The sequence below is a fragment of the Vibrio hepatarius genome (genome assembly GCF_043642085.1).
Taxonomy (GTDB): domain Bacteria; phylum Pseudomonadota; class Gammaproteobacteria; order Enterobacterales; family Vibrionaceae; genus Vibrio; species Vibrio hepatarius_C.
In genome coordinates, this window is the sequence record NZ_JBHZSA010000006.1 from 82,685 (window position 1) to 100,149 (window position 17,465).

Below are 17,465 nucleotides of genomic sequence, written 5' to 3' on the forward strand. Positions count from 1 at the left end.
TTATATACAGCCTTATTTTTAATGCCTAGTAGTCGTGAATGTCTAATGACAAAGTGAGAAAAATCATACATGTAGATATGGATTGCTTTTATGCAGCAGTGGAAATGCGTGACAATCCCTCATATAGGAATCGTCCGCTTGCTGTCGGAGGTCACGAAAAGCAACGGGGCGTGATCAGTACTTGTAATTATGAAGCGAGAAAGTTTGGTGTGCGCAGTGCGATGGCAACATCTAAAGCCTTGCAGTTATGCCCTAGGTTACTCGTCGTTCCAGGTCGAATGGATGTGTACAAGCTAGTATCTCAGCAGATCAGAGCAATCTTTGCTCGCTACACAGATTTAATCGAGCCGCTATCTCTGGATGAAGCCTATTTAGACGTGACCAATTGTGCCCAGTACAGAGGCTCGGCCACCTTGATCGCGGAAGCGATTCGTCGTGATATATGGCAAGAGCTGAACCTTACTGCGTCAGCAGGTATTGCTCCGGTAAAGTTTCTTGCTAAGGTCGCCTCCGATATGAATAAGCCGAATGGGCAATATGTCATACCTCCTGAACGGGTACAGCAAGAAGTCGATAAACTGCCATTAGAAAAAATACCTGGCGTGGGCAAAGTCAGTTTAGAGAAGCTCCACCAAGCTGGCTATTTTGTTTGTGCAGACGTTAAGAGCAGTGATTATCGAGAGCTATTGCGTCAATTTGGTCGCTTAGGCGCATCGCTGTGGAATAAAAGCCATGGCGAGGATAATCGTGAAGTGGTTGTCGAGCGAGAACGCAAGTCAGTTGGCGTTGAGCGAACCTTTAGCCAAAACATCTCAACCTATGATGAGTGTTGGCAGGCAATCGAAGATAAGTTGTTTCCCGAACTAGAAAAACGCTTAGAGAAAGCCTCGCCAGAAAAAGCGATCCTTAAGCAAGGAATTAAACTCAAGTTTGCCGACTTTCAACTTACGACCATTGAACATACCCACCCGCAACTTGAGCTCGATTATTTCAAGCAGTTGCTAAGAGATATTCTAAAGCGGCAGAATGGACGCGAAATTCGCTTATTAGGCCTAAACGTCATGCTTAAGCCTGAAGAGCAAGTCAAACAGTTGAGCTTTTTTTAAGTCTAGCGATTCAACTCAATCCATTGGCGAACTTGAGCAAAAGGTGTCGCTTCAAGTTTGCCAAAACCAGCCAGAGAGCGAGCCTTAAGCTTAGTGAATTTTGGGGTGGTGATTCCACATAGAAACTTAGCTTGCAGTGCGACAGAGAGTTGACGTCCTGCTTTATCAGTCAGTTCATTTAGCCATTTTTCTAGTGGGTAGTCAGACAATGGAGTGATATCCCCACGCGGTAAAGTGGCCACTTGATCGCGACAGACACTACAGTGACCACATTGCTTAGGCGCTTGATGATCACCAAAATAATGCGCTAGTTCATAGCTTAAGCACTGAGATGATTCGAAGAAACTCAGTAGGTTATGAATTCGAGCGATATCGCTGTTTTCTTTATCCGAGAACAGTTGCCATAAATTATGATTCAATTCATCGATTGGCTGGCTTGGCGGATTTACTTGATAGACTTCCGTCATCAATTTGCTTTCCAACTCAATCCAGCCTTTCTCATTAAAGTAATCGAGCGCTGCCACGGCACGTTGTCTTTCTCCTTGGAAGTGAGTCCATAGCGCATCAAAATCGACCTGACACCAAACCTTGGCCTGACTTGAACAGTCAAACAGTGCTTGGACAAAGGCGCGCCTAGCAGGGTCAAACTGGTTGATGATGAAATTCTTATCCTGAATAAACTTAAATCGATAGTCGGCAAAATAGCTGTACTTAGTCTGAATGAGTCCAGCCATCTCTATGTACACAAGTAGCGTCTTGAGGGGTAACTGACGAACATTACTTTCAGTCGCGAGGCGTGAAAGCACCACTTCCCATTGAGGTGAGTGACTCAGCGCTTGTTCAAGTACCGCTTGGATATCATTGGGTTCAGGGGTGTCGCCATAGATGAAGTTTTCTAAGGTACTAATGCCACTTTGATTGGCGAGCAGTATGCATTTCGAGGGTTTGTCATCTCGACCTGCACGGCCAATTTCTTGTGCGTAGTTCTCAATCGATTTAGGCAAGTCGAAGTGAATAACGCGGCGGATATCAGACTTATCTACCCCCATACCAAAGGCGATGGTCGCGACAATGCAGTCGACTTCCCCAGACATAAATTGGTTTTGGATTTTTTCACGATCCTCACTGGCAAGGCCAGCATGGTAGGCCAACGCATTATTACCACTTTTTCGCAGGATAGATGCGACAGTTTCTGCAGTATTTTGCAGCGTTACGTAGACCACGGTTGGTGCTTTTGGATCTGGGCGCAGCAGCTCCAATAGCGCTTCACTTTTGTCTTCGTCTTCACATGGCGAAATTGTGATATCTAAGTTAGAGCGATAAAAGCCGGTAATAATGATGTCGTCGGGCTTAATCGAAAACTTGCGCTGCATATCTTCGATTACCGATTGAGTCGCCGTGGCAGTAAGCAACAAGGCTTGTGGGATATTAAGCTCTTGCAAGTACTGTGGCAGCTTTAGATAGTCAGGGCGAAAGTTGTGCCCCCACTCGGAAATACAGTGCGCCTCATCGACAACGAGTAAAGAGAGCGGGATCTGACTGATGAATTGGCGAAAGCGTTCGTTCTTGAGTCGCTCTACTGAGATCATTAAGATCTTGAGCTGTCCTTGGCGGATCTGATTCATCACTTGCTGGATCTCCTCGCGACTAAGGCTTGAATCAATCGAGGCAGCGGCGATTCCTTTGCTGTGTAAGAATGCGAGTTGATCCTTCATCAATGCCAGCAGCGGCGATACAACAATAGTCAAATGGGGCAAGCACAATGCAGGCAGCTGATAGCAGAGAGATTTACCGGAACCTGTCGGAAAAATAGCAGCACAAGAACGATTCTCTAACACGGTATCGATAACATGCTGTTGACCTTCTCTTAGTTGGTCAAAGCCGAAGGTCGCTTCCAATATCGTTTGTACGTTGCTTGTGGGGTGTGAAGTGCTCATATCTGCCTTTTTGCTATTCTTGCCATCTCTAGCAAGGTATTCTAAAGATAATCCGAACATTGGAACACGATTTTAGTATGAATAAGTTGGAACTGCGCCAAACTATTTTGTCGCTTTTACAGCATAAGCACGCCGTAGCGATCAGTTCGGCTCAACGAGCGATTGAATCTGCGACCGATGAAGAGACGGTCCCGGAGCATAAATATGACACGCTAGCACTAGAAGCGTCTTATTTAGCGCACGGGCAAGCGATGCGGGTTCAAGAGTGTGAACAAGAGATACAGATGATGTCAGACTTAGTGTTACCTGAGTCTCCAACAAAGGTAGGGCTAGGTTGCGTTGTTGAACTCATAGACGCTGATGATCAGATAAAGTGGTTTTTTATCGCTCCTTGCTCAGGTGGACTAAAAGTGGATATCGCGCAGCAGAGCATCATGTTGGTCACGTTTGATTCGCCACTTGGTAAGGCACTAAAAGCCAAACAAACCGGTGACGAGGTAGAATACCAAGTGGGTCAATATAGCCATTGCTATGAAATTGAAGCGATCCACTAACGGAATCGTTTCTGGTAAGGTGTCATGATTGAATTGAGTGGAATGACAATGAAGAAGATATTACTAACATTACCCATCTTACTATCGAGCCAAGTGTACGCGGCTCAATGTAAGGTTGATCTGAAGAATGAAATTCACCTTGATAGTGAGCGCATTGAGATTCTTCAAACCAATGGTGATAGTGCGATTGTTGATAGTGATAACAATCTAATGATCCACGGTGAACGTATCGAATTAGACAGTGAGCAACAGCAAGCGATCGAAGCCTATCGAGAAAGCTTGAATGATTATCTGCCTAGAGCAAAGAAAATGGCTCAAGACGGCTTGGCACTGGCAAACGACATTATTGATGATGTCGCCGAGAGCTTCGATACTCCGGGGGCATTTGATGATGTAAAGCAGTCGATGCAGCAATTCTATGCCGATATTGAAGCACGTTACTACAAAGATGGTGATTTAATTTTGCCAGCAGACAGCTTTGGCTCGTTTGGTGATACTTGGGCGGAAGATTTTGAGAAAGCCAAGACACTGTTCAATGATGAGTTTATTACCAGTGCATTCAATGCCATGTCTGAGAAGATGAAAGAAGAAGGTGGTTTAAACCTGACCGAGATGGCTTCATCAATGACTGAGCTTAAAGAGCGAATTGCAGAGCGTTTACAAGCGCACTCCGTTGAAGTGCAAGAGCAAAGTGAAGCTTTCTGCGATTCTCTTGACCAGATGGCAGAGCAAGAGCAAGAGCTGCATAAGAAAATTCCTGAATTGAAGGATTACCAAATCTTTACTATCTAAACTTCAGACTTGTTTTGAATTTGCAGTCTAGACTTAAAGAGCACCAGTAGGGTGCTCTTTTTGTAGACAATTACACTGTGATTGTGTTTAATCCCGGCTCATTTTTTAATCGTGCTCCAAGGGTTGTGTGAAGATATCTAACTTTTCTGTCAAACAGTTAACGGTATTAGCTTCTATTTTTATGGCGGCTACGTTTGTTATTTGTTATCTCACCTTTCGCTACTTTTTTACCTATGATTTAGCCGTCGAGCGCGCACTCAACCAGCAGCACGAAGAAGTTCACCGAGTAAAAACTCTGCTTAGACTGCAAAAAAACGACCTCGCCAAAAACCTAATGGACTACGCTTCGTGGGACGAAATTGCGGATTATATTATTGGCAAAAATGATGACCTGCTTCAAGATAGCCTTAATAATCACACTTTTTCCTCTTTAGAAGTCCATGGCATCTTTATTTTTGACTCTCATGTCTCTTTGGTGTGGGGGAAGCTCTATGACTACATCAATAATAAAGAGCTCTCGTATGACCCCATTCGCTATAAGTTTGGCGCTTTATTGGCGGACAGTTTACGCTCACCGACAGACAAAGTGACCTCATTTGTAAAGTTCTTAGTGTTGGATGGTCAACCTCACGTAATGGCGACATCAAGAGTGTGTAATAGCGACGGGTTTGATTGCGATAAGGGGTTTATGATGATGATTAAACCCATTGGACAGGAATTTAGCCGTACCTTAAGACAAGCGACCGGCTTAGCGGTTGAGATCAAAACCAAAGATGAGTTTGAGAGTTTCGACAATCTTACTGAGAACGTATCGGTGATTGAGAAACTGGATTATCAGAATGATTCAACGGTATTTGTCGAGATTCATCATTCAGTTAAGATCCCTGATTTTATAACCTGGCGAGAGCTATCCGCGGTGCTCGCCTTCGCGGTCTTTATGTTTGGGTTTAATTTAGCCCTCGCGCACATCATAGTAAGGCCTGTTAAGCGTGCCCGCAGTGCACTCGATAGTTTGATAAGCGGTAACGCCTCGACATTGACTGAGCAAGATTCCTTTATTTCTTACGAAATGCGCGACTTTGTCTATCGAATTAATGAAGTGTTTAATCAGTTAGAAGCTAAGCAGAAAGAACTTGAGTGGCTCGCGTTACATGATGCCTTGACCAAAGTAGGCAACCGACGCAGCTTACAGCAATATTGGGACGCACTGGTTGAACAGTGCGGAGAGCGCCACATCAGCTTGCTGTTAATTGATATCGACTATTTTAAACCTTTTAATGATCATTACGGTCATATCGAAGGCGATCATGTTCTTCAGCAAGTTGCTTTGTGTTTAGAGCAGACTAAAACGCAATGTGACAAATTTGTCGCACGCTTTGGTGGCGAGGAGTTTTGTGTCGTGCTGAGTTCGGAATCCAAAATCGAAAATCAACAGGAAGCCGAGTGGTTACGTGCTGCTATCGTTGAGTTGCAGATCTCTCATCAGTACTCACCTATTGCTGATTGCATCACAGTGTCTAGCGGTGTGGCAGACTGCGCGCTACAACCGTTGGAAGAACTACAAGACATTTTCTTGGTGGCAGATTCAGCCCTCTATCAAGCTAAGGATTTGGGTCGAAACCAGTGTGTCGTTCATTCTTTATGATGGTAACTGCTGATTTTTTGCTCGAGTTTATATTAAATATCTAAGTTTTTCGTATTAGTGCTTATGTTGATGCTAAATAAATTGCTGATTATAGTGTTTTGAATTATTGTACTAGCCAACTAGTTCATTGGTGCGAATTAAGAAGTATGGCACAGGTAGATTCCTCTCAATCTCGTGAGCATTTTGGCTCTCGTCTTGGTTTTATTCTCGCGGCTGCAGGGGCAGCGGTTGGTCTTGGCAACATCTGGGGGTTTCCTACCCAAGCAGCAAGTAATGGTGGCGGCGCTTTTTTACTGGTTTATCTAGTAATGATCCTTGTGGTTGCGTTTCCTATGCTGGTGGTTGAAATGGCCATTGGTCGCCACGGCCAAGCTAACCCAGTTGATAGCATGCGCTCACTGACAGCTAATTCTATCGGTAAGCGTGTCGGTGCTGCTGTAGGTTGGATAGGTTTAAGTGTGCCAAGTGCGGTATTGGCTTTCTACAGTATTGTCGGTGGTTGGTTGATCTGTTTCTTGCTTGGTGCTGTGACTGACGTTTTGGGGATGGAGACGGCAACGGCTTGGTTTAAAGGCTTCAGTGTTGAACGTAATCTTTTTGGCACCATTACATTCTATGTTCTCACTATCTTAATTGTTCAAGGTGGCGTGAAAGAAGGGATTGAGAAGTGGTCGACACGCTTGATGCCGGCTCTGTTCATCTTATTTGGTCTGCTGTTTATCTACATCATGACGCAGAGCGGCGCAATGGAAGGGTTAAAGCATTACCTAATTCCGGACTTCGAAAAGGTGATGGATCGTAAGCTGATTCTAGCGGCAATGGGGCAAGGGTTCTTTTCTCTTACCATTGGTGGCTGTTCGATGTTGATCTATGGCTCTTACCTAAGCAAAAAAGAAAATCTGCCTAAGATGGCAATGAATGTCACGCTGGTGGATACCGCCGTCGCGTTTATTGCTGGACTGGTTGTGATGCCAGCTATGTTTGTCGCAATGCAAAAAGGCGTTCAGATTTATGCTGAAGATGGGTCACTGCTCAGCTCTGATACCTTGGTATTTACGGTACTGCCGCTGATGTTTGATAGTTTAGGCCTATTAGGCCAGCTATTTGCGATTGTGTTCTTTTTGCTGCTGACTATTGCTGCGTTGACTTCATCTATTTCAATGTTGGAGTGTCCTGTCGCTCTGGTAAGCGAACGTTTTAATACCAAACGTACACCAACGAGTTGGGTACTTGGCGGTCTGATTGCCCTGTTTAGTGTGGTCATCGTCTATAACTTTGGAGAGCTGTTTGGGCTGGTGGCGATGGTCGCGACACAGTACCTACAGCCAGCTGCCGCGCTGTTGTTCTGCCTATTCGGTGGTTGGGTATGGAATCGTCATTCTAAGATTAAAGAACTAGAGCAGGGCTGTCCTGAGTTCACTCAAGGCTGGTTTGGCAAGCTATGGCCTGCTTACGTTAAGTTTGTGTGTCCGATTCTAGTCGCGACGGTTATCTGGGCGTCATTTGGTTAACAGTCAATTTGATTAACAGCTAATTTGGCTAACGGGAAAACGACAGATAATAAAAAGCCCGCACAGTGATATGCGGGCTTTTTGTTGGTAACGGCTTCAGTTTACTGAGCAGGAGCGTTGATTTGACCAGTTGTTAAAGGATCAACGTCAAGGTCAGTGACCTCTTCAATGAACTCCTCAACCACTTGCTCTACTTCTTCATCATCTTGTTCAAAGTAAGCCAAGTGGAAGATTGCATCGCCTTCGTTTACCAAAGGTAGAGTCTGTTGACCGATAACAATACCGCCTTTGCGAGCGATGAGTTCAATCTCACTGTGGCCTAGTGGCGCGCTGATATAAGCCAGAACTTGGCCTTTTTCAACTTTCTCACCCAGTGTCACTACAGTACGCAAGATGCCATCACTTTCCGCACGTAGCCAGCTAGTGGATTTTGCAATCACTGGCGTTGGCAGCTTTTTACGGCTTGAACGCAGCATACCAATGGCTTGCATTACACGCTGTACACCGATGAAACCTGCACTGATACAAATTGGCTCAAAGCGCAATGCTTCGCCCGCTTCGTAAGTCAGAACCGGAATGCCCAGGCGCTCAGCCTCGCTACGCAGAGAACCATCACGTAGTGGAGCATCGACTATCACTGGCGTAGCGAACGCCTGAGCAATACGAAGTGTTTCTGGGTTACTTAGGTCTGCGCGAATTTGTGGCAGGTTAGTGCGGTGAATCGCACCCGTGTGTAAGTCCAGAATGTAATCACAGCGCTTAGCGACCTGAGAGAAGAAAGTGTTTGCCATGCGTGAAGCTAGCGAGCCTTTCTCACTTCCTGGGAAGCAGCGGTTTAGATCGCGTCGATCCGGTAGATAACGCGATTTATGAATAAAGCCAAATACGTTGACGATTGGCACAGCAATCACGGTCCCCTTGAGCTTGTTAGCATCAATGGTATTGATCAACTGGCGTACAATCTCCACGCCGTTGAGCTCATCACCATGGATAGCTGCGTTGACCATTAAGACTGGTCCTGCTTGCTTACCATTGATGATCTCAACAGGGATCGATAAAGGCGAGTGGGTATAAAGCTTAGCTGCTTCTAACTCAACAACCTTACGCTCTCCCGGCGAGATAGACTCGCCGAGAAATTCAAATGCGCTATTCTTTTTAGCCTTTGCCACGAGTTTTAGTCCTTTTGCTTGCCGCATTCTTCTCAATAAATTCGACAATCATTCCAGCAATGTCTTTACCAGTTGCGGCCTCAATACCTTCAAGACCTGGAGATGAGTTTACTTCCATGACCAATGGACCACGGTCTGATCTTAGTAGATCCACCCCAGCCACATTTAGACCCATTATCTTCGCAGCCGCTACCGCAGTACGGCGCTCTTCTGGAGTGATCTTAATTAAAGATGCACTACCACCACGGTGTAGGTTTGAGCGGAACTCGCCTTCAGCGCCTTGACGCTTCATGGCTGCAATCACTTTGTCACCAAGAACGAAGCAGCGAATATCTGCACCGCCAGCTTCCTTGATGTACTCTTGCACCATGATGTTTGCTTTTAGGCCCATGAAAGCTTCAACCACGCTTTCCGCTGCTTTACGAGTTTCAGCAAGAACCACACCGATACCTTGTGTCCCTTCAAGTAGTTTGATTACTACTGGGGCACCGCCAACCATTTCTAGTAGGTCTTTCACATCATCAGGCTTGCTTGCAAAACCTGTGATTGGCATACCGATCCCTTTGCGAGATAGCAACTGCATTGAGCGTAGTTTGTCACGAGAACGCGTGATCGCAACAGATTCGTTGACTGGGTAAACACCCATCATTTCGAACTGGCGTAATACCGCAGTACCGTAGAATGTTACTGACGCACCGATTCGAGGAACAATCGCGTCAAAGCCAGACAGCTCTTCACCTTTGAAGTGGATCTCTGGTTTCTCTGAGTTGATATTCATGTAACAACGTAGCGCATCAATCACTTTTACTTCGTGACCACGGCTTTCTGCCGCTTCAATTAGACGCTTGGTTGAGTACAGGTTCGCGTTGCGAGACAGAATACCAATTTTCATTATTTGCTTTCCTCGAAAGGGACTAAAAACGATTCAACAGGGTCGACGATGATGCGATCGTGCATTGCAGTGCGACCTAATAGCATGCGAAAAGCCATGTTTTCGCGATTAGTTAAAGTAATTTCAATTGGCCAACTTTTTCCGCCAATGCTCAGTTCAGATTCGATCACATAACGTGATTCTTCATGACCACCTGAGTCGCGCACAGTGCGCTCATCCATTACTTTAGCTTCACAAACTTTTTCGAATTCCGTGTCGTGTTGTTTTGGGTGAATCCAGAAGCGGACCCATAGAGCTTCGTCCTTCTTAAAGCTCTCTACTTTGAACGCGTGTAAACAAGACGTCCTGGCTCCGGTATCAATTTTTGCATTAATTTCATTAATACCTAAACCTGGCAGGCTAAGAGTTTCTCGCCAACCGACTAATAGTTTTTCTTTCATCGCAGTACAAATTTTATTAGAGAGAATTACAGACTCAGTTAGGGATAAACTCAGTCCACCGATACAACTTAAAATGTTTATTTAAATTTGAGTTATCGCTTGAAGAGGGCGTTTGTGATGAGCCCAAGAAGCTTCAAGGAGGCGGACTGTATCAGTCACGATGACTACTGACTAACGAAATAAAATATCCATAACGACAAATTTAATTTATCGACATTGTGAGAAATTAAGCGTCTAAAACTTGGGACTGCAGACACAATTCTTAGGATTAGTCTGAGGTTATTGATGCCTATAACATATGCAACTTAATAACTGAGCTAAAGTTGTTGATGAACATTATCGTCAATAGTTAGAGGGATTTATGAAAACAACAATAGCAAAAGTAGTGGCGTTGTCAGCAGTTGCAATAAGCTTATCGGGTTGTGTGGGTAGTAATGCCGTCACGGGAATGCTGATGAAGTTTAACGTTGAAGCTGTCGATAACCGCTATGCTAGGGGCGGCCTCAACATGTTACTCGCGCCGGTCTATGGTATTACCGTGGCGGCGGATTATTTAATTTTCAACTCACTCGAGTTTTGGACGGGTAAAAACCCGCTGAATGGTAAGCCACACATCTTTGATACCAAGACGGAGACCATGATTGATATTAATGATGATCTGGATGATTCATTGAAAGAAGCACCAATTGCTCCGATCAGCCAGTATCGTACTATTGAGCGTGGCCACATGCAGTCTTTGGATGCAAATACGATCCAAATGGATATCACCTATGATAATGGTGAGCGCGCTACCCTTATTGGGGTTAAAGAGGGCGAGAAGGTCTCTTACTTTATTGACGGTGAGTTAGTGGCAGAAACCAGTCTTCAAGAGCTTGAAGATTACTTAGCGACTCAAGCATAAAGAGAATTTAGCGGATAAAAAAAGCCGAGCTAGTGGTAGCTCGGCTTTTTTAGTGTTTGTTAGGCTTTTTCTGGAATCGCTTCCAGCAGCGCTACCATTTGATCCCAGAATAGAGCAACGGTATCGATCTTCACTTTCTCATCAGGAGAGTGAGGGAACTTGATCGTTGGGCCAAAAGAAACCATATCCATGTTCGGGTAAGGTTCTTTGAATAGACCACACTCAAGACCTGCGTGAATTACCATGATGTTTGGTTTGTGACCGTAGATGCCTTCATACATATCACGGAAGATAGCCATGATTTCAGAATCCGCGTCTGGCTTCCAACCCGGGTAAGCACCAGAGAATTCAATCTGTGCCCCCGCCAGCTCTGCAACAGAAGTTAGCATGCCTTCTACTTGCTGACGGCCAGAGTCAATAAGTGAACGAACTAGACATAGCACTTGAATTTGGTTCTCTTGTGTTGTGATAACACCCACGTTAAGAGAAGTCTCAACCACACCTTCGATTTCATCGCTCATACGAATCACGCCATTTGGACATGCGTTTAGCGCAGCAATAAAGCGTTGTTGGTCTGCAACGACTAAAACCTGAGCGTCTGTTTCGATGGCTTCATTGAAAGAAACAATGTCCGTTTCCACTTTACCTAGCTCTGTTTTAAGCAGGTTAGTGTAGAACTCAAACAGCTCTGCAAGTTTCGCTTCGTTTTCAGCAGGAACCGCTACCGTTACAAACGCTTCGCGAGGAATTGCGTTACGTAGGCTACCACCGCGGAATTCAACTAGACGAAGATCAAGCTCTTGCGCGTGACCCGCTAGGAAACGTGCAACTAGTTTATTTGCGTTACCACGACCAGTGTGAATATCACAGCCAGAGTGACCGCCTTTCAGGCCTTTAAGGATTAGCTGACGAGTCACATAACCTGTAGGGATTGCTTCACGTTTGATGTCAAAAGTCATTTCGCCATCGATGCCGCCAGCACAACCCATGTAGACTTCGCCTTCTTGCTCTGAGTCAGTATTAAGAAGGATATCGCCTTCTAACCAACCCGCTTCAAGACCAAATGCGCCAGTCATGCCTGCTTCTTCATCGATAGTCAGTAGTACTTCGATTGGACCATGCTTGATCTCAGTCGATGCCAGTACTGCTAGACAAGAAGCCATACCCATACCGTTGTCGGCACCTAGGGTTGTGCCTTTGGCGGTAACCCACTCACCATCAATGTATGGTTGGATAGGATCTTTAGTGAAGTCATGATCTGTGTCTTCGTTCTTTTGCGGCACCATATCGATGTGCGCTTGTAGAACAACACCCTTTTTGTTTTCCATACCCGGTGTTGCCGGCTTTTTAATGAAAACGTTGCCTGTTGGATCGCGGCGAACTGGTAGGCCTTGCTCAGTAGCCCATTGCACAATGTACTGTGCTAGCGCTTCTTCGTGTTTAGAAGGGTGAGGGATAGAACAGATCTTATCGAAAAACTGCCATAGTGGAGCAGGTGATAAGTTGCTGATTTCAGAATGGAATTCAGACACGGATGACTCCTTAAAAAGAATAATGCCAGATTTTGTCGTGCAACGCGGTTGTGCAGGCAGAACAAAAAGCTAAATCTGACCTATTAAATAGAGGCCACAGCATAGCACTACAGGCCTTTGGGTAGTAGTAAAAGAGAAATGGAAAGCAAAAGGACAATCACATATTCGCTATTTTTCACGAAAACGTTTACCCACCTAAGTTCGTAATTTTTGTTGTTAAGAGCGTCAGTTGACTGATGTTTCTGTAAGTTAATTACAGTTTAAATTTAATTGAAGTCAATTTATGAAGTTTTTGTGATATTTGTCACGCAAAAGCTTGTAATTAATTTTCTTTGAGGTATATTAGTAACCAACTTCGAAAGCGAAGAGAAAATGCTCAAAGGATGAGTCCGATTTGTCGCCTCCAAGGAACCGAGAAATCAATATTTGTAATTTGTTTTAATTGATTTAGAAGGTGATAGTTATGAAAGGTTTACCAAGTGCAGCGTTCTGGCTAAATAGCTCTGTTTACACTGGCAGCTTTAAGTATCCAACAAGCTTCGGTTACTAAACCGGGGTTTGTGACTCTCGAACAGTAGTATGTTCACCCCTATTATTGGAATTTTTTTTCAGCAGCTTAATTCTTGCTGACATGATTCAACCGCCACTCAAATTGAGTGGCGTTTTTTTATCTAAAAAATATCCTACCTGCACATCCCAACTTCCTGCTTTCCTTAGCTAGCTCTTCTAGCCTCGATTTTATTCGCATAAACTCATATTGCTCACCGAATATTTGCCACTTCGTCAGTTGTAAGTTTGCAACATGGTACAAAAAAACACCTTTTATCTTCAAAAAATAACTTTTGTTTTAAGTGTTGATAAATAAGATGTTTTTTCGTGTCTTGTTGCAATGTAATCGATTGAATTTCCCTTTTACAATTAGAAATATTAGTTAGAGTCTTAATTCTATCTGGAATTTACTATTTGATGACCTTATAATTCCCGCCAATCGATTACGCAACCGTTTACTTTTTACCTTTTTAGGATTCGATTATGTTCGAAAAACTATTCAAGCTCAGTGAAAATGGCACGACAGTCAAAACTGAGATCATCGCGGGTATTACTACCTTCTTAACGATGGCTTACATCATCTTTGTTAACCCAGCGATGCTTGCTGACGCCGGTATGGACAAAGGTGCTGTGTTCGTTGCTACCTGTCTTGCTGCAGCGATCGGCTGTTTCATCATGGGTTTTGTAGCTAACTACCCAATTGCTTTAGCACCAGGTATGGGCCTAAACGCGTTCTTCACTTACGGTGTTGTTCTTGGCATGGGGCATTCATGGCAAGTTGCGCTGGGAGCGGTTTTCGTATCGGGTGTTATCTTTATGGCATTAAGCGTATTTAAGGTACGTGAATGGATCATTAACTCGATCCCAATGTCTTTAAGAACCGGTATCTCAGCGGGTATTGGTCTTTTCCTTGCGTTTATCGGTTTACAAAACTCTGGCATTGTTGTTGATAACCCAGCGACCTTGGTTAGCCTTGGTGACATTACTGGCCTGCAACAAGCGCTTGCCGCTCTTGGTTTCTTCTTAACGATTGCATTGGTATACCGTGGCGTACGTGGCGCGGTAATGATTGCGATTCTAGTGATCACTGCGATTGGCCTACTGATGGGTGATGTTCATTGGGGTGGCGTAATGTCTACACCGCCAAGCATTGCTCCAACGTTAATGCAGATGAACATCGCTGACGTATTTGAAGTCGGTATGATCTCGGTTGTATTTGCTTTCCTATTTGTCGACCTATTTGATACAGCAGGCACACTCGTTGGCGTGGCAACAAAAGCTGACTTAATTAAAGAGGACGGTAAACTTCCTCGCCTAAGCAAAGCGCTACTTGCTGACTCAACAGCAACTTCAGTGGGTGCGATGCTAGGTACTTCAAGCACAACCTCTTACGTTGAATCAACGGCGGGTGTTGCGGCTGGTGGTCGTACAGGTCTAACTGCAGTTGTGGTTGGTGTGCTGTTCCTTCTGGCGTTATTCTTCTCGCCGCTAGCGGGTATGATTCCAGCGTACGCGACTGCAGGTGCACTTTTCTACGTAGCGATTCTAATGATGTCTGGTCTTGTTAGCGTAGACTGGCGTGATTTGACAGAAGCAGCACCGGTTGTTGTGACATGTCTGCTAATGCCTCTGACATACTCTATCGCGGAAGGTATTGCGCTTGGCTTTATCTCTTACGCAGCAATTAAACTGCTAAGTGGCCGTGGTCGCGAAGTTTCAGTGAGTGTTTGGGTCTTAGCTGCTGTATTTATTATCAAATACTTAGTGGCTTAATCTACAAACTCTGCTTCTTTTCTTTGTTTGAAAAGAGTTTATTTATCATCGCTATAGTAGTCATGGCTACTATGGCGATTATTTTTGTCTAGAGAATCAAATCTGGTCCATAGCCATCATTGAACTGTTCATTCGTGCTGAACATTTTATTTATGGCATTGGTATTATGCTGCACTTTCGGTAAAATAAACGTTTGCGTAGCTTTTCCCCCAAACTTGCCGATTGCAATCATTTCATTACAGATGCTTTGCGGGGATGCAGATTTTTCAAATTATTAGGTTATTACAATGGCTAAGAAATTCATTATCACTTGGGACCAAATGCACACACTTTGTCGTGAATTGGCAGAAAAACAGATGCCAGCAGAGCAGTGGAAAGGTATTTGGGCTGTGAGCCGTGGCGGTCTTGTTCCTGGCGCAATCCTAGCGCGCGAACTGGGCATTCGTCACGTTGATACAATTTGTATCTCTAGCTACGACCACGATCACCAACGTGATATGACGGTAGTGAAAGCACCAGAAGGTGACGGTGAAGGTTTCCTAATCGTTGAAGACCTAGTGGACAGTGGTGACACTGCGCGTAAACTTCGCGAAATGTACCCGAAAGCAAAACTGATCGCGGTATGTGCGAAGCCAGCAGGTGTAGAGCTACTTGATGACTACGTGGTTGATATCGCACAAGACACTTGGATTGAGCAACCATGGGATATGTCAATTCAGTACGTTGAGCCAATCAATCGTAAACAAAAGTAATCATCTTTGGTGAATTCCCACCTATTTCTTGATAAATGACCCTTTCTTGGGTCATTTTTTTTATTACTATTTAATAATCATTATTTATTTAGGTCGAACTCATGTCAGAGGAAGTCAGCAAGAACCTCTCAGAAACCTTGTTTGCTAATCATAAACAAGCCAAAGAAACGTCCGGACTTACCCGTTATATGCCGAGTAGCCAAACGTTTCTTGATGGTAAGCTAGAGGAGGATGGCTATAAGTGGTATCGCAATCTTCGTCGTATGCAATGGTCATGGCAGGGGCTAGATCCAATAGAGATAGAAGCTGTTCTGGCCAAAATTGCGGCCTCTAAGCACTCGCGTACCAATGATCAATGGCTTGATACCGTGATGGGTTATCACAGCGGCAACTGGACTTATGAGTGGACGAAATTGGGTATGTTGCATCAAAAGCGCGCAGCAGAACTCAAGGGAGAGGAGGCGGCAGATGAGATGTTCAACGCATCACTATGTTTTAGTATTGCCGGATACCCACATCTAAAAAATGATAATTTAGCCGCGCAAGCGCAAGTGCTAGCAAGCAATGCCTACACTGAAGCGAGTAATAAAACCAAATACATCGTTAAACGTATAGAGATCCCATACCAGAAGAAAACCATCGTCGCTCATTTGCACTTAACCAGCACAGAAAAGCCTCAACCAGTCGTTATGGTTAGTGCTGGACTAGACAGCTTACAAACGGATCTGTGGGCGCTGTTTCGTGATCATTTAGCGAAAAAGAACATCGCAATGCTAACGGTTGATATGCCTTCTATTGGTTACAACACCCATTGGAATATGACTGAAGATACGTCGCGCTTGCATCAGGCGGTCCTCAATGAGCTCTACAATATTCCTTATGTCGATCACCATAAAGTTGGTTTGATTGGTTTCCGCTTTGGCGGTAATGCGATGGTACGACTCTCGTTCCTTGAGCAAGATAAGATTAAAGCTTGTGTTTCGCTCGGTGCGCCGATTCATGATGTGCTCTCTTCACCAGAAAAACTCAAACAGATGCCTAAGATGTACTTGGATGTATTGGCATCTCGATTAGGTAAAACTGCAGTCGATATTCACAGCTTAGCAGGGCAACTGATGGCTTGGTCGCTCAAGGTTCAAGGCATCTTAGCTGGACGAAAAACTCGCGTGCCGATATTGGCGATGAGTTTAGAAAATGACCCGGTGTCACCCTACAGCGATAACCAGTTAGTCGCGGTTTATAGCGACTACGGAAAAGCGAAGAAAATTAGTGCTAAGACAATTACACAAGGTTATGAGCAATCCCTCGATTTAGCGATAAAGTGGTTAGAAGATGAGCTAATTAGATGACATTTAAACTAATTTAGACAACACTTATGTATACGAGCTACCCAGACTGTTTAGTCCTGAAGTATGCGCGAATAACAATAAGTAAATGAATATGGAGATTCATTATGTCTGAACAGACAAAAAGTCCGACACATTATCGCTTGTTAACAACACTGAGAGCTATTGGGCCTTACCTGCGTGAATCACAAAGTTCTGAGGGCTCTTATTTGTTTGATTGCCTATCGGTTTGCGTCAATGATAAGAAATCACCAGAGCAAAGAGAGTTTTGGGGCTGGTGGCTTGAACTAGAGAAAAATGGCGAGGCGTTTGAAGCCCGCTACCGCTCAGGTTTATATGATGTGACAGGGGAGTGGCAAGACAAAGCACTGCCGAAAAAGGCCATTCAAGATGTCACTCGCACCCAAGAAGTGTTTCATCAAAAGCTGCTTGAAACTCTCGAGAAAGAGTTTGAAATCCCACTGGCGATTCACAAGGAATCTGTAGAATTCGTCTAAAATACTCAGGCTTTTGCCTCTATAGACCAAAAAGGCGCTTTTTAGCGCCTTTTCTGCTTGTGAAATTTC

General features: G+C 44.5%; 15 protein-coding genes. 10 read left to right on the top strand and 5 right to left on the bottom strand.

Annotated features, from left to right (window positions below):
* Positions 1-38 precede the first annotated feature (38 nt).
* Complete coding sequence (gene dinB / locus ACHUFZ_RS13445; RefSeq protein WP_394127562.1) at positions 39-1,106, top strand: DNA polymerase IV; 1,068 nt, start codon at positions 39-41, stop codon at positions 1,104-1,106.
* A 2-nt stretch (positions 1,107-1,108) separates the two neighbouring features.
* On the opposite strand, the gene ACHUFZ_RS13450 is transcribed toward dinB, so the two are convergent.
* Entirely contained in the window at positions 1,109-3,043 is a 1,935-nt protein-coding gene (locus tag ACHUFZ_RS13450) for a RecQ family ATP-dependent DNA helicase (protein WP_394127563.1), read from the bottom strand.
* 77 nt (positions 3,044-3,120) lie between these two features.
* Here ACHUFZ_RS13450 and ACHUFZ_RS13455 point away from each other — a divergent pair, with 77 nt between their 5' ends.
* From ACHUFZ_RS13455 to ACHUFZ_RS13470, 4 genes are all read left to right on the top strand, one after another.
* Positions 3,121-3,597: a GreA/GreB family elongation factor gene (locus ACHUFZ_RS13455; RefSeq protein WP_394127564.1), complete on the top strand. Its 477-nt coding sequence runs from the start codon at positions 3,121-3,123 to the stop codon at positions 3,595-3,597.
* A 48-nt stretch (positions 3,598-3,645) separates the two neighbouring features.
* Complete coding sequence (locus ACHUFZ_RS13460) at positions 3,646-4,389, top strand: YggN family protein (RefSeq protein WP_394127565.1); 744 nt, start codon at positions 3,646-3,648, stop codon at positions 4,387-4,389.
* A gap of 127 nt (positions 4,390-4,516) precedes the next feature.
* Entirely contained in the window at positions 4,517-6,034 is a 1,518-nt protein-coding gene (locus ACHUFZ_RS13465; protein ID WP_394127566.1) for a sensor domain-containing diguanylate cyclase, read from the top strand.
* A gap of 146 nt (positions 6,035-6,180) precedes the next feature.
* A complete protein-coding gene (locus ACHUFZ_RS13470; RefSeq protein ID WP_394127567.1) occupies positions 6,181-7,545 on the top strand; it encodes a sodium-dependent transporter in 1,365 nt (454 codons plus the stop codon).
* Positions 7,546-7,646: 101 nt separating this feature from the next.
* Here the strand turns inward: ACHUFZ_RS13470 and ACHUFZ_RS13475 are convergent, their stop codons facing one another.
* Genes ACHUFZ_RS13475 through ACHUFZ_RS13485 form a run of 3 tightly spaced genes read right to left on the bottom strand, consistent with a single transcriptional unit; the run spans position 7,647 to position 10,046 of the window.
* On the bottom strand, positions 7,647-8,741 hold the full coding sequence (locus tag ACHUFZ_RS13475; RefSeq protein ID WP_394127568.1) for a succinylglutamate desuccinylase/aspartoacylase family protein: 1,095 nt from the start codon (positions 8,739-8,741) through the stop codon (positions 7,647-7,649).
* A complete protein-coding gene (gene rimK / locus ACHUFZ_RS13480) occupies positions 8,701-9,606 on the bottom strand; it encodes a 30S ribosomal protein S6--L-glutamate ligase (protein ID WP_004415299.1) in 906 nt (301 codons plus the stop codon). Before rimK ends, ACHUFZ_RS13475 begins: the two co-directional genes overlap by 41 nt.
* Positions 9,606-10,046, bottom strand: a complete 441-nt coding sequence (locus ACHUFZ_RS13485) for an ATP-dependent zinc protease family protein (RefSeq protein WP_394127569.1) — start codon at positions 10,044-10,046, stop codon at positions 9,606-9,608. The genes rimK and ACHUFZ_RS13485 overlap by 1 nt, the downstream gene beginning before the upstream one ends.
* A gap of 361 nt (positions 10,047-10,407) precedes the next feature.
* Between ACHUFZ_RS13485 and ACHUFZ_RS13490 the strand changes: the two genes are divergently transcribed.
* Positions 10,408-10,947, top strand: a complete 540-nt coding sequence (locus ACHUFZ_RS13490) for a DUF3332 domain-containing protein (protein ID WP_394127570.1) — start codon at positions 10,408-10,410, stop codon at positions 10,945-10,947.
* Between the two features lie 59 nt (positions 10,948-11,006).
* Here the strand turns inward: ACHUFZ_RS13490 and ACHUFZ_RS13495 are convergent, their stop codons facing one another.
* Positions 11,007-12,479 (bottom strand): aminoacyl-histidine dipeptidase, encoded by a 1,473-nt coding sequence (locus ACHUFZ_RS13495; protein ID WP_394127571.1) that lies wholly within the window; start codon positions 12,477-12,479, stop codon positions 11,007-11,009.
* Positions 12,480-13,511: 1,032 nt separating this feature from the next.
* Between ACHUFZ_RS13495 and ACHUFZ_RS13500 the strand changes: the two genes are divergently transcribed.
* The 4 genes from ACHUFZ_RS13500 to crl all read left to right on the top strand — a co-directional run bounded on the left by ACHUFZ_RS13500 (position 13,512) and on the right by crl (position 17,396).
* Positions 13,512-14,801 carry an NCS2 family permease gene (locus ACHUFZ_RS13500; protein ID WP_394127572.1) on the top strand — a complete coding sequence of 430 codons (1,290 nt, stop codon included), beginning with the start codon at positions 13,512-13,514 and terminating at the stop codon, positions 14,799-14,801.
* A 287-nt stretch (positions 14,802-15,088) separates the two neighbouring features.
* Complete coding sequence (gene gpt / locus ACHUFZ_RS13505; RefSeq protein ID WP_053440075.1) at positions 15,089-15,553, top strand: xanthine phosphoribosyltransferase; 465 nt, start codon at positions 15,089-15,091, stop codon at positions 15,551-15,553.
* A gap of 101 nt (positions 15,554-15,654) precedes the next feature.
* Complete coding sequence (gene frsA, locus ACHUFZ_RS13510; protein WP_394127573.1) at positions 15,655-16,902, top strand: esterase FrsA; 1,248 nt, start codon at positions 15,655-15,657, stop codon at positions 16,900-16,902.
* Between the two features lie 104 nt (positions 16,903-17,006).
* Positions 17,007-17,396, top strand: coding sequence for a sigma factor-binding protein Crl (gene crl / locus ACHUFZ_RS13515; protein WP_004417345.1), 390 nt, complete (start codon positions 17,007-17,009; stop codon positions 17,394-17,396).
* Positions 17,397-17,465 lie beyond the last annotated feature (69 nt).

What these genes read in the sequence shown, in the direction of transcription:
- dinB (WP_394127562.1), top strand. Translation starts at nt 39, where the DNA reads ATGTCTAATGACAAAGTGAGAAAAATCATACATGTAGATATGGATTGC.
- ACHUFZ_RS13450 (WP_394127563.1), bottom strand. Translation starts at nt 3,043, where the DNA reads ATGAGCACTTCACACCCCACAAGCAACGTACAAACGATATTGGAAGCG.
- ACHUFZ_RS13455 (WP_394127564.1), top strand. Translation starts at nt 3,121, where the DNA reads ATGAATAAGTTGGAACTGCGCCAAACTATTTTGTCGCTTTTACAGCAT.
- ACHUFZ_RS13460 (WP_394127565.1), top strand. Translation starts at nt 3,646, where the DNA reads ATGAAGAAGATATTACTAACATTACCCATCTTACTATCGAGCCAAGTG.
- ACHUFZ_RS13470 (WP_394127567.1), top strand. Translation starts at nt 6,181, where the DNA reads ATGGCACAGGTAGATTCCTCTCAATCTCGTGAGCATTTTGGCTCTCGT.
- ACHUFZ_RS13475 (WP_394127568.1), bottom strand. Translation starts at nt 8,741, where the DNA reads ATGCGGCAAGCAAAAGGACTAAAACTCGTGGCAAAGGCTAAAAAGAAT.
- rimK (WP_004415299.1), bottom strand. Translation starts at nt 9,606, where the DNA reads ATGAAAATTGGTATTCTGTCTCGCAACGCGAACCTGTACTCAACCAAG.
- ACHUFZ_RS13485 (WP_394127569.1), bottom strand. Translation starts at nt 10,046, where the DNA reads ATGAAAGAAAAACTATTAGTCGGTTGGCGAGAAACTCTTAGCCTGCCA.
- ACHUFZ_RS13490 (WP_394127570.1), top strand. Translation starts at nt 10,408, where the DNA reads ATGAAAACAACAATAGCAAAAGTAGTGGCGTTGTCAGCAGTTGCAATA.
- ACHUFZ_RS13500 (WP_394127572.1), top strand. Translation starts at nt 13,512, where the DNA reads ATGTTCGAAAAACTATTCAAGCTCAGTGAAAATGGCACGACAGTCAAA.
- gpt (WP_053440075.1), top strand. Translation starts at nt 15,089, where the DNA reads ATGGCTAAGAAATTCATTATCACTTGGGACCAAATGCACACACTTTGT.
- frsA (WP_394127573.1), top strand. Translation starts at nt 15,655, where the DNA reads ATGTCAGAGGAAGTCAGCAAGAACCTCTCAGAAACCTTGTTTGCTAAT.
- crl (WP_004417345.1), top strand. Translation starts at nt 17,007, where the DNA reads ATGTCTGAACAGACAAAAAGTCCGACACATTATCGCTTGTTAACAACA.